Source organism: Bacillus sp. SH7-1 (assembly GCF_008042405.1).
GTDB lineage: Bacteria > Bacillota > Bacilli > Bacillales > Bacillaceae_G > Bacillus_A > Bacillus_A thuringiensis_N.
On record NZ_QNUD01000060.1, the window covers coordinates 1 to 12,244 of the forward strand.

The window sequence follows — 12,244 nt, forward strand, 5'->3', positions numbered from 1 at the left end:
AATGAATATTATTTTATAGTGAAAAAATAAATACGTCAAAACTATTTTACAAAAATTATAAAAATCAAACATGATTCTATCTGTAAATTTATGAGAAAGGATGACTTTTTTATTTCTATTTGTATGTGTGATGAATTACACCTATTTCCTTGAAAGTTTTAAAGATTTTCATCCCTCAATACCTTACGAATTATTGCTACAAATCTTATTTTTGTAGAGAAAATCGATAGAAAGCAAGAAAAAGATTTTACATCTTATTATATTTAGAGCAATTAAAAAATCGCTAACACCTCTTTTATACGCATGGGATATACAGGAATTTATCACTTAATATAGAACATAAAAAGGAGAAGTTTATATTGTAAATAAAGGGACATACATATGGAGTTAGAATCAGTTGTTAAAGCAATTTTTTTGTTAGAAAATTTAATTGGCAACGTTAACAACAGTAATGGAGGAGTAGAAAATGAAAATTGCAATAGTCTGTTTCGATAATTTTACTGATATAGATGTTTTTCTACCCTGGGATTTATTAAATCGTGTACGTTTAGTTGGCGGTATTTCTGATTGGAATGTCCAACTATTAGGAACGGAAAAAACTCATATTTCCATGTCTGGTTTGCGTATTCCGATGACAGGAAGCCTATCTGATATTCCTTCTGCTGACGCTGTAATATTTGCAAGTGGTAAGGGAGTACAAGATTTATATAAAAATCAAGAATATCTTAATAGCATTCATGTAGATCCTCAAAGACAATTAATAAGCTCCATGTGTTCTGGTTCACTATTACTAGGAGCTAAAAAATTGTTAACTGGAAAAAAAGCAACTACATATCCATCCGCAGTAGAACAACTTAAAGAGTTTGGTGTAGACGTTATTGAAAAAAGTTTCGTAAACGAAGGAAATATTTCAACTGCTGCGGGTTGTTTTGCTGCTCAAGAACTCTCAGCTTGGATTATAAGCACCCTAATTAATGAAGAAATGGTTGATATTGTACTAGAAACTGTTCAGCCAGTAGGCAAAGGTTTATATTTTTAATTTCAAATCAAGTCAAGGCATTGTGGTTGCTCCCCAAAGCGATTAAATAAAATTTTTGTTTCAAGTTAATACAAATTTCGTTCTAAAGTGCTATAAAACTTCCATCTGATGGCGGCGTGGTATGCACCATTTTTAAATAAAAAAACCCGCGAATCATTCACGGGTTTTCTTCTTAATAACTAATTGCTATTGTACCTTCACCTGCATGTACCGCAAATGAAATTGGTAATGGATATAATTTGAAATCCATTTCAGGGAATGCCTGTCTAATATCTGCAATCCATTCTTCGGCTCCATCTTTATCGTTAGCATGGAACATGTGAAGTACTTTTGGTAATTCTTTTTCAAGTTCATTTTTAATGTATTCTCGACATTTTTGGATTTTACGAACTTTCTTTTCCAGTAAAAGCTCTCCACCTTTTACTTCTAATATTAAGTTGACACTTAATAAACTTCCAAGTAAAAATTGAACGCCCTTTACACGCCCACTTGCGTAAAGGCCTTTTAAACTTTTCGGGAATACATGGAAAGGTCTTCTTTTTTCATCTACTAATGTTTTGTGTATATCTTGTAAAGTCATACCATCATTGTATAACGATTTCGCTTTTCTAATTAGTTCATCCATTGGATAGCTTGTTGTTTCACTATCTAATACCGTTAATGGGAAACCTGCCATTTCTGCAGCCAATTTCATGTTTTGATAGGTTCCACTTACTTTTCCGCTAATAGCAACTGCAAATCCCTGTTCATATTCTTCTTTGCATTTCGAAAATAACTCTACCATTTCCCCTATGTTAGGCTGTGATGTAGTGACAGTTTTACCTTCGTTTAAAGCATTATAAACGCGCTCACGCACACCTTCTTCACAATCTTTGTACGACACACCATCAATAATAACTTCAATTGGGATAACAAAGTTATCTCCTTCTGTTGTAAAACTCGCAGTTGTACTATCAGTAATCCAAGCAACACGCTTCATGTTGTTCCTCCCTTAATTCAATTCCTCTTTTCTAATTTTTCTATATATTTATGTTATGAAAAGAGAATATCCCTGTAATAGTAACAGGACTTTATTGTTTTGGCTATAGTAGATAGATGATAAATGTGAATATTTCTTGTCTTTTTCACAAATTAAAAAGAAAATCAAGAAATTTGCTTGATTTTCCTTTTATCTTACATTATTTAAAAGTTTCGTTATCTAAAATCACAACATAATCATTTGTTAATCGCCCGGATTCTTTCGTATAACTAACAAGTCTTTGTACGTTATCACAGCTAAGTTTTGCACCCCATACAAGTAGTGGTACACCGATAAAGTCGATGTGAAACCTTCTAGAAAACAGACCGCCAAAAGTCATTGGTAAAGGCACTGTTGGTGATGTATTAGAAAAAATAATCTTTTCATGACTTTGATAATGTTTTTGTAGAATCTCTCCTAAATGCTTCATCGCAGGTACAACAACTTTCGATGCGCCGCATCCAATCGTATAAACCGGGTTACCATTTTCATCTATTCCATGAAAAATAATTTTCCCCATATCTTCAGTTTTCAATTTATTAAAATAATCTACATTTAATATTTCTTCTTTTGTTAGCTTACGATCCGTTGGTAATTTATTTAAATGATAAGCTGCAGCGAGTGCAGTTGAATGTGTTCCACCGAAATCCGTGTAAATGAATATCATATTATCATCCCTTGTTATAAAAGTTCAATGTTATTTAGTATTACCATTCACAACATTGATAAACAAGGGATGAATGTATTTACACTTTTTTATTAATTTATTATGCATTTCCGATTATACTATTGTCTATTTATTATGTTACACCATAATAGCCAAAAGCTTATTTATAAAAGTAAAAAGACGTACTTTTGACTCGTACGTCTTTTATCATCTTTATTCAAAATAAATGTATACTTTAACACGTATGAATTGTTAGTTATCAATAGTTTCTATTCTTTTAGAATCCGTCTCATTAAATACTTGAATGTTAAATTTAGCAGCTAGCATTATAGTGATTTTATAAATAAAGTATCCAACAATACAACCTATAACGTTACACATTACATCATCAATATCAGTAATTCGTCCCACTCCACTAAATAAAGACTGAATTAATTGCAGCAATTCAATACTAGTTGATATAGAAAATCCTAATAAAATTGTATTTTTGAATTTCTTATATTTATCCCATAGGATTGGTGCTAAAAACCCTAAAGGCATTAATAATAAAATATTCCCGCCTGCATTTCTTACAATTAGACCAATCATAAATAGGGCATCTCCATCATAAGCACTACCAATTTGATTGATGTCTTTAATAATTGATGCAAATGGTATTATATTGACCGAGCGATTCAGATTTTCAATATTAGAAGGAAAACCGATTGGTAAAGGGAATAAAGTTACTGCAACAACCATACAAATGTAGACCAAGAATAAAAAACTTATTATTTCTTTCCACCAAATCACATGTTTTTTATTTTTGGTACCAATTAATATTCCACGTACAATGAAATAACAAATAACCCCTAAAATAATAAACAAGCTACCGTTGATCATATACAAATTGTTAACACATCCTTTCATATGAATTAATAATTAAAATTTATAACTATATAGTAATGTTTTTCTAATTCTGCACAAATCCATATAATCATATGTATTTGTGCAGAATTAGAAAACCCTTTATTTAGTAAATAAAGGGTTCCTCATTAACTAAAATACTTTTCAAAACAAAAACAATCATGAACCCGTTTAAATTGTTTTCTTATCTCTTCTTTATTTTCACCTGTATAATGAGCAAATGTTTGAACTGGATATAACTGATCTATATTACTTTTCATTACACCTTTCATCTCGTCAGTATGATCGCTATATACGTGTAAATAGGAGTCTACGTTTACAAAACCGTTCATTTCATACCATCCATGAACCCATAAATTGTCCCTAGTCCATGCTTCTAGGCGATTTAGGTTAAGTTCATTCGCTAACTTCTCCGCTTCCTTTAATAGTTGATTACCAATTTTCATTCTACGGAAATCCGGATGAACTGCAATATGCCAAATCATACCGCCAAGACCAGTCCCTCTTGAACAAACTGTACGTTCTTCTAATTCGTATTCAATATCTATTAAACCCACAATTTGATTTTCATATACAGCTACTAATTCAATAGCAGGATTTTCATATTTTTCTTTCTCTCTAAATATATTATCGTAGTATGCTGTATCTAGAAAAGATAACACACGACAACGTATCCAACCTGTTTCATCCTCTTTACTATACGCTCTAATTTCTATATCCATATAATTAAAAAGCTCCTTCTATTTCTTTCATTAATTTTTCGGGTCCTGCCCCTTTATTCGATGGAATAACTAATGTAATTCCTAAGTCTGGATATACGGCTGAGCGAAAACTGACTCCTGGATCATATCCCATTACATGATATTTGAATATCTTATTTTCCCTTGTTTCAATCCATATTCCATAGCCGTAAGACTGTTTATTATTCACTTGAATGTGAGGAGTTAATAGTATTTTTGTATATTCTCGGTTTATGATTTCATAGTTAAACAATGCTTCCCAGAACTTCAGCATGTCTGGCGCAGTAATAAAAGCTCCACCATCAGAACCACCTTTTATCGGAATAGAGTAAGCATTTGTTCTCCATGTCTGGCTAATTTCATCTTGTATATATCCGAGAGCTGTGTGTCTTGGTAATCTATCTAAAGAGAAATAGCCAGAATCATTCATATCGATTAGTTTAAATATGTTTTTTTCTATATACTCCGTAAATTTAAGTTCTGTCTGTTCTTCGATTATTAATCCAAGTATGATAAACCCTGCATTGTTGTAGTGAAACTTACTTCCTGGTGCAAACATCATATCTCTGTTTTGAAATAGTGGTAAAAAGTCTTTTAAACTTTTTAATAGGTACATAGGAGTTTCTTTCCAAAGATCCTCAAAGTTATCCAAAATACTTTCATCAAAATAATCCGGAATACCCGAACTATGTGTCAGAAGGTGATGTATTGTAATATCTTCATTGAAATTTGGAAATTTAATACTCAAACAATCTTTTAACTTTGTATGAAAAGTAATTACACCCCTTTCAACAAGTTGACAGATGCCAATTGCTGTGAATATTTTACATCCTGAGGCAATTCCGAATCTAGTTTGTATTGTATTGTTTATACATTCATTTCGATTTGCATAACCAAACGCCTCTTCAAAGACTACGCTTTTTTCCTCTTTCACTAAAATTACCCCTGAGAAATCTATATGCCGATGTATTTCTTTTACAACGTTGTCTATTTGATCTTTTGTTTTCATTATAAAAATCACCCTTGTTCATCAATATTGTTCAAACTTCTTATATTTCCATATATAGGAGGGTGAACCCTCCTATATATCACCGTAAATTCTAAAACTATTTCGAATGCATCGACTCAGAAGAATGCACCTTAGAATGTGAAGGCAATAAAGTAAACACACACAATATGATAGTAATCAGTAGCATTACCAATGATCCTACAATAACTACGAGTTGTATCGAAATAAATTGGGTTGCAACTCCAAACAAAATCGTAATCAAAATGGTGATACCTGCAATAAATAAGCCATATATGCTCCCAATCCGTCCCATTATATGGACAGGGACATTATTTTGATAAAAAGTGTTAAGCCCTGTATTTGCATACGCCATAGAGAAAGATAAAAGAAAGAATCCAATTGCAGCCATTAAAAACTCATTTGAAAAAGCATAAATTATATAACCGATTGCGATGAATAATGATCCTATTCCAATTAAAAATGAAGGTGTTAATTTTTTTGATAAAATTGTATTTGTTATTGCTCCTAAAATAAAGCCGGCTCCAGCGATACTAACTAAAAAGCCATATTCACTATCTGTTAACAATAAAACTTCTTTCGCAAATGACAATTCAAGTGAATCATTTGCGGCAACTAACACCATCATCCCTTGGAATAAGAAGTACACAAAAACGATATACAAAGATTTTTTACTAAAATTTAAAACGATGTTCCAATCTTTTTTTAGTACAGCTAAAGATAACCTGTCATTTGATGTATGAATATCAGTTTTTTTATCAAGATTAGGTAGCAGCAATGTAATTACTCCGGATAAGAGGAATGCTATAGCATTCATATATATAGCAAACTCTGATGTATTTGCTATTAACAATGCTCCCGCTATCGATGGACCAATTACAGAAGCACCAGATCCTATTAAACTACGCAATGAGTTGAAACGTTGTCTTTTCTCAACTGGAATTAATTTAGTCATATATGTCATAGCAGTTGGTTCATAAATCGCACTGGCCATACTTATAAAGAATACGAACACATAAACCATCCAAAGTGATGGAAGTAAAGGTAAAATAGCGATAAATACCGCGCGATATATATCGAGGTGAATCATTAACTTCCGTTTATTTAAACGATCAATCATGCTTCCTGACCAAGCGTTTGTAAATAAAGCGGCTAATGGTTTAATTACATATAAAGTAGCAACTGCTAAGGCTGAGCCACCCATATGATAGACAAGTACATTCAGTGCTATTAAGTAAATCCATGCCCCTAAATTTGCAATACCAACTCCAGACAATAGTAATAAAGGATATTTCCAATTTTTAAGTAAGTTTTTCATTTTAGGCCCCGCTTTCCAAATTGTTTTAAACCAATAAAAAAATCCCACCCCTAAGACTTTTAGTCTTAGGGACGAGATTTATCATCGCGGTGCCACCCTAGTTTGTTAATATGTCGCCATATTAACCTTATCAGGTACTGCATTCTTCATGCTTATACCATAGCTCTATAACGGGAGCTCCCGTCACACCATCCCCTAATAATAGGTTCCGATGCGCTGCTCAGAGGCTTGGTTCAATAAAGAATTTTTACTCCTTTTCAGCTAAATGGAGCTCTCTGTGAAAAATTCATTTTATTTACTCTTCTCTTCACTGCATTTGATTTTTTCCATATTATCACAATTATTTTTAACTGTAAATAAAAAATAATCAGATATTTAATGATACTTCACTGTTAATTCTATTCTTTATTATTTTTTCTAAAAATTACGGTGCGTGAAATTACTTACATCTATAAAAAAAGAGCCTATTGTCTATAGACCCTTCACATTGCCCAAATTAATTTGTATTCGCCTCTGCTAACGGTTGTAATGGTGGTTCTAATTCTAGTTCTAATATATCTCCTTCTTGTATATCTTGTCCCTTTTCAATGCTTTGACTCGTTACATAGCCTGTCCCTGTAGTTTTTAAATCTAATTTTAATAGTTTAGAGAAATACATAGCATCACGCATGGACCACCCTTTTAAATTTGGCATTTTGGGGTTACTTCCTAATAAAAATATACGATCCCCTCCACTCATTACTTCACCAGACTGCGGATATTGTTTTTTGATTTTTTCTTCTCCTAAAATTATCGGCTGGAGTTTTTCTTCTTTTACACTATTCTCTACTGTATCTATTGATTGGTTGATATAATTTTGTACTTTTAATTGAGATCGTTTCGTTGCATCTGTCATTTGTTTTTCTGTAAATGGTTTCACCTTTAAATATTCAAGGCTATTTTTGATAACTGGTTTAAATATTTCAGCAAGCGGCTGAGCTCCATACTCATCTCCCTTTAACTTTGGCTGCTTAATAGCTAAGTATACAATTAACTCTGGGTCATCAATCGGAGCCATACCTAAAAATGAAAAAATATAATTTTCTTTCCCTTCCATATATCGTCCATTTTCAGGATTCGGAATTTGTGCTGTCCCTGTCTTACCTCCAATTGGATAACCATCCACTTTATACATTGTACCAGTCCCTTTTGAAGACGTAATAACACGTTCCATTAAGTCTCTTACCTTGTTCGCTGTTTCTTTTTTTATCGGATTCCCAATTTCTTTCGGTTGATTTTCCATAATAACTTGTTTGTTTGTTGGATTTACAACTTTGTCAACGATATATGGTTGCATCATTTTCCCGTCATTCGCTATAGCAGTAGCAGCTTGGATTAATTGAATAGGAGTTACTGTAGAACCTTGTCCAAAAGAAGTTGTGACTTGTTGAATTTGTGTATTTAATAATAAAGTATTTTTACTTTCACCAGGTAAATCTATTCCGGTTTTTTGGTTGAATCCAAATTTATTCATATATTGCTTAAATTTATCTGGTTTTAATAATTGATCTTCTAAAATAGAAAAAGCTACGTTTGATGATCTTTCAAATCCTTCATCAAATGTAATAGATCCCCATCCAAATCCACCATTATGATCTTTTATATCAGATGAACCAACGGAATATTTTCCGGATTGAAAATATTCTTTCCCGTTGTATACACCTTCATTAATTGCAGCAGCTAACGTAAATATTTTCATTGTTGAACCTGGTTCATATGCATTTGCGATTGGATCATTTAAAAAGTATTCAATATCGCCTTTATTAGGATTAAAACTAGGTTTACTAGACATTGCTAAAACTTTCCCTGTCTTTGGATCCGCTATGATTCCTACTAACATGGAAGGATCATAGTGCTCTTGTGCCTTATTCATCGATTCTTCTAAAAAACTATTAATTTGTTTATCAAGCGTAAGGTAAACGTTATTTCCATTTTTAGCGGGTTCTATTTTCCCTATATCATTTGTAAGCGGGATACCTCTTCGCGCTCCTACATATTCTATATTCCCATTTGTCGAGCGCAAATATTTATCCAAACTTTTTTCAAGACCAAATTTCCCTTCTGTATTTCCTTTATCGTCTGGTCTAGCAAAACCAAGTATATAAGATGCAAAATCTTCATTTGGATATACTCTTGCTTTCTCAGACATAAAAGATACACCCGGGATTTTTAATTTTTTAATTTGTTCTTTCTTTTCTCTAGATAAATTTCGACCAACTTTTCCGATTTCAACTTGCGTACGCCCCTCATGAAAATTTTTTAACACATCTTCTTTATCAATTTCAAGCGCATCAGCTAATTGCCCGGCGGTTTCATCTTTATTTTTCACTTTATCTGTTCCTTTTAAATTCACAACAACACGATACGTTGTAGAATCTTGGACTAGCACCTTTCCAGTTTGATCATATATTGTGCCACGATTTGCTTCCAAAACACCATTTTTATTATGTTGTTCAGTTGCAAGATCCTTGACGTTCACATTATGCACGACCCCTACTGCTTGAATATAGAAAAAACGCAAAAGCATAATAAGAAACAAAACAATAAAAGCAATCATAAAATACCGCGCGCCTTTATTCGTTTGAAGTTTATGCATATTGATCTCCTTTCTTTCACAATTAATTACGGCAAAGGTGTGCTACAAATTATGTAGTTTTTGATTTCAATACTATATGTTTCGAACTTTTCTTTTTAATTCCTTTAAAACGTTCTGAAAGTAGCTATTGTTTCTGTTTATTTATCTATTTATAGTGCGGTGCGTGAAATTTATGAATATTCAAGCGCGATAAATTTGTCACATGGTGCTCGATACTACTAATTTAAGTTGTGTTTTCGGCACCCTTTTATTACGTATCCTCTTATCTTGTTCACAATAAAAAAGTTCGCCTCTGGATTTCCAAAGGCGAACTCTTAAATACACTTACAAATAGTTATTTATAAAAATTAAGCTATATGATTATATTTCGCTAGAAAAGGAATTCGTTTCGCTACCAATGCGTACATTTTGAATACAAATCTCGCTATCGGTTCAAACATACGTGTACTTTGCATTACTAAGCCGCTCGTAATAAATGTTAAGAAAGCAGCACCAAGTATATCTAGAGGATAATGAACACCTACGTACATACGTGATATACCGACTAATACTGCCCAAATAAGAGCGACATATTTAAGTTTTTCTCCTCTAAGTAAAAATACAAATGCAATGGAAAATACAAGTACAGAATGATCACTAACAAATGATGAGTCTGCTGCATGTGGCACTAATTGATGTACATCATGTGATACAAACGGACGTGCATGGTAATATACCGCATGTATCACAACATTTACTAGTAATGCGATAATGACTGAAAGTGTCGTATATAACACTGTGTATTGTTTTTTAATGGCACTGACTTTCTTTCCATTATTAAACCATAAGATAAACATAAACAAAATTGCTACATATACAGCACTATTTGTAATAGCAATCATTAGCGCATCTAATAGTTTAGACGATCCAGCAAAATTATTAAACCATTGAAATACTGTGTAATTCATAATACTCTCTCCTTACATAAAAGCGTTCTTGATTTACACAGTATACAACATCAATATGAAAATGGACTTAAATTTTTCTCATCTAATTCTCATTTTACTAGTACTCATTTGACAATATTAAGACTAATTATAACGGCTAATTATGTATAAAGCTGAAAAACCTTTAAAACAATACGAATTATATGCTTTTTATGTGTAGAATACATAACATAGTTATTTAAATATACTAGTTGCTAAATCATATTTTTATTACATACGAAGTGCGATATTACCAAATTGTTCTCCTTGTTCCATACGGCTTAACGCTTGAATGGCTTCTTCTAACGAATACACTCTATCAATAATTGGTTTAATTTTATGTTTCTCTATAAACTTAATCATTTTATTAAATTCCTCACGGCTACCCATAGATGTCCCCATAATATCGATTTGATTATAAAATAACGCTCGTAAAGGTAATTCAATTTTATCTCCGGAGCTTGCACCAAAATTAACAATTCTCCCATTTGGTTTTAATACATCAAAGTATTTTAAGAATGTTGCTGGACCTATACTATCGATTATTAAATCGACTTTCTCTCCGCGTAAACTTTCTTCCCAATTTCCAGAACTATTAAAAGAAAAGTCTGCACCATATGTTTCGGCAAACTTTCTTTTGTTCTCTCCCCTTGAAGTAACACTTACTTTTGCACCAATTGCTTTTGCAAATAACATGGCAAATGTCGCTACACCTCCGCCTATACCGGGAATTAAAACATGTTCTCCACACTTCAATCTACCCTTTGTAAAAAGCGCCCTATATGCAGTTAATGCCGATAAAGATAATACGCCAGACTCTTCCCAAGTAAGATATGACGGTTTTGCTACTACATTTTTAGCTGGCACAATCACATATTCAGCAAACGTCCCATCTCTCGGTCCCCCTAACACCTCTGGTAACTCTGGTACTTCGGCAATATTTTCCCATCCAATGCTAGGATTTATTATAATTTCGTTATTTAATAAGTTATTTGAAACACCTTCTCCGATTTCTGTAACAATACCTGAGCCATCTGACCCTATTACTAACGGTAAATCCATTTCTTTTCTATTGTTTATAATAAATAAATCCCTATGATTTAATCCTGCAGCTTTTAACTTTACTTTTACTTCACCGGCTTTAGGATTTGTTTCAGATAAAAATTTATATTCTAATCCCTCTACCCCTTTTTTATATTGATGTACAATCGCTTTCATTTCTTAATTCCCCCTTAATATTTTCAATGTACTAGAAATATTGAAATAAATAAACTAATCTGTCTCCAATAATTAGAAATAATGTATATCGTTATGACAAAATAAAAAATCCCTTCCTATAAGTAACGCAGGAAGGGATTTTTAAAATTTTTCAGATAATAATCTGTAATTTTAAATTTTTTGAGTTTTGGCCAATTCTAACATATTTTGAATAAACGGCGCTTTTGCACTTGTATATGAAGCACGATCAAACGGAAATGTAGCTGCAAGTTTCTCTTTTAATTCTCTATATTCATTGCGTGCCCATTCATGTTTTGTTAGAAAGTCTCGAAATAAAAGATTATTTTCCCATTCGTCACTATTATAAATATAAACGTGCAAATGATGGGTACCCGCTCTCCATTTCCCCTTTCTAAAAAAGCGCCAATTAGTTGATTCCTTTGGCACATATTCATATCCAATTTTCAACAAATCATCAATCCAATTTTCGGTAATTTGCAAATCCGTTACACCAATCATCATATCAATTAGGGGTTTCGCTCCTAATCCTTGTACGGATGTGCTCCCTATATGTTCAATAGCAATACAATCTCCTCCGAATAAAGAAATAAATTTCTCTTTTTCTATTAAATACTCTTCCTGCCAGTCATTTTGATATGGTTTAATAACGATTTGTTGTTCCATTTTATCCACCTTCTTATAATTATTTATTAT

Annotated in this window: 11 protein-coding genes and 1 other annotated feature; of the genes, 1 reads left to right on the forward strand and 10 read right to left on the reverse strand. The window is 32.3% G+C overall.

Features of this window, described 5'->3' with window-relative positions; genetic code table 11:
• Positions 1 to 466 precede the first annotated feature (466 nt).
• Complete coding sequence (locus DN390_RS29570) at positions 467 to 1,039, forward strand: DJ-1/PfpI family protein (RefSeq protein WP_147809252.1); 573 nt, start codon at positions 467 to 469, stop codon at positions 1,037 to 1,039.
• Positions 1,040 to 1,211: 172 nt separating this feature from the next.
• Here DN390_RS29570 and DN390_RS29575 read toward each other — a convergent pair whose 3' ends face one another.
• The 10 genes from DN390_RS29575 to DN390_RS29620 form a co-directional block, all read right to left on the reverse strand.
• The gene (locus DN390_RS29575; RefSeq protein ID WP_147809253.1) at positions 1,212 to 2,018 is read right to left on the reverse strand and encodes a DegV family protein; all 807 of its coding nucleotides are present in this window, start codon (positions 2,016 to 2,018) and stop codon (positions 1,212 to 1,214) included.
• Between the two features lie 199 nt (positions 2,019 to 2,217).
• Positions 2,218 to 2,724, reverse strand: a complete 507-nt coding sequence (locus DN390_RS29580) for a DUF3189 family protein (protein WP_060631030.1) — start codon at positions 2,722 to 2,724, stop codon at positions 2,218 to 2,220.
• Between the two features lie 252 nt (positions 2,725 to 2,976).
• On the reverse strand, positions 2,977 to 3,609 hold the full coding sequence (locus tag DN390_RS29585; protein ID WP_147809254.1) for a VanZ family protein: 633 nt from the start codon (positions 3,607 to 3,609) through the stop codon (positions 2,977 to 2,979).
• A gap of 146 nt (positions 3,610 to 3,755) precedes the next feature.
• The gene (locus DN390_RS29590; RefSeq protein WP_147809255.1) at positions 3,756 to 4,349 is read right to left on the reverse strand and encodes a GNAT family N-acetyltransferase; all 594 of its coding nucleotides are present in this window, start codon (positions 4,347 to 4,349) and stop codon (positions 3,756 to 3,758) included.
• Positions 4,350 to 4,353: 4 nt separating this feature from the next.
• Positions 4,354 to 5,376, reverse strand: coding sequence for a serine hydrolase domain-containing protein (locus DN390_RS29595; protein WP_147809256.1), 1,023 nt, complete (start codon positions 5,374 to 5,376; stop codon positions 4,354 to 4,356).
• Positions 5,377 to 5,473: 97 nt separating this feature from the next.
• A complete protein-coding gene (locus DN390_RS29600; RefSeq protein ID WP_147809257.1) occupies positions 5,474 to 6,712 on the reverse strand; it encodes an MFS transporter in 1,239 nt (412 codons plus the stop codon).
• 64 nt (positions 6,713 to 6,776) lie between these two features.
• Positions 6,777 to 7,032: a binding site (T-box leader), on the reverse strand.
• A 176-nt stretch (positions 7,033 to 7,208) separates the two neighbouring features.
• A complete protein-coding gene (locus DN390_RS29605; RefSeq protein ID WP_147809258.1) occupies positions 7,209 to 9,347 on the reverse strand; it encodes a penicillin-binding protein in 2,139 nt (712 codons plus the stop codon).
• 347 nt (positions 9,348 to 9,694) lie between these two features.
• Positions 9,695 to 10,294, reverse strand: coding sequence for an undecaprenyl-diphosphatase (locus DN390_RS29610; RefSeq protein ID WP_147809259.1), 600 nt, complete (start codon positions 10,292 to 10,294; stop codon positions 9,695 to 9,697).
• Positions 10,295 to 10,543: 249 nt separating this feature from the next.
• A complete protein-coding gene (locus DN390_RS29615; protein WP_147809260.1) occupies positions 10,544 to 11,530 on the reverse strand; it encodes a zinc-binding dehydrogenase in 987 nt (328 codons plus the stop codon).
• A gap of 171 nt (positions 11,531 to 11,701) precedes the next feature.
• Positions 11,702 to 12,214 (reverse strand): GrpB family protein, encoded by a 513-nt coding sequence (locus DN390_RS29620; protein ID WP_147809261.1) that lies wholly within the window; start codon positions 12,212 to 12,214, stop codon positions 11,702 to 11,704.
• Positions 12,215 to 12,244 lie beyond the last annotated feature (30 nt).

Coding starts and splice junctions, on each gene's coding strand:
- DN390_RS29570 (WP_147809252.1), top strand. CDS start 467: ATGAAAATTGCAATAGTCTGTTTCGATAATTTTACTGATATAGATGTT.
- DN390_RS29575 (WP_147809253.1), bottom strand. CDS start 2,018: ATGAAGCGTGTTGCTTGGATTACTGATAGTACAACTGCGAGTTTTACA.
- DN390_RS29580 (WP_060631030.1), bottom strand. CDS start 2,724: ATGATATTCATTTACACGGATTTCGGTGGAACACATTCAACTGCACTC.
- DN390_RS29590 (WP_147809255.1), bottom strand. CDS start 4,349: ATGGATATAGAAATTAGAGCGTATAGTAAAGAGGATGAAACAGGTTGG.
- DN390_RS29595 (WP_147809256.1), bottom strand. CDS start 5,376: ATGAAAACAAAAGATCAAATAGACAACGTTGTAAAAGAAATACATCGG.
- DN390_RS29600 (WP_147809257.1), bottom strand. CDS start 6,712: ATGAAAAACTTACTTAAAAATTGGAAATATCCTTTATTACTATTGTCT.
- DN390_RS29605 (WP_147809258.1), bottom strand. CDS start 9,347: ATGCATAAACTTCAAACGAATAAAGGCGCGCGGTATTTTATGATTGCT.
- DN390_RS29610 (WP_147809259.1), bottom strand. CDS start 10,294: ATGAATTACACAGTATTTCAATGGTTTAATAATTTTGCTGGATCGTCT.
- DN390_RS29615 (WP_147809260.1), bottom strand. CDS start 11,530: ATGAAAGCGATTGTACATCAATATAAAAAAGGGGTAGAGGGATTAGAA.
- DN390_RS29620 (WP_147809261.1), bottom strand. CDS start 12,214: ATGGAACAACAAATCGTTATTAAACCATATCAAAATGACTGGCAGGAA.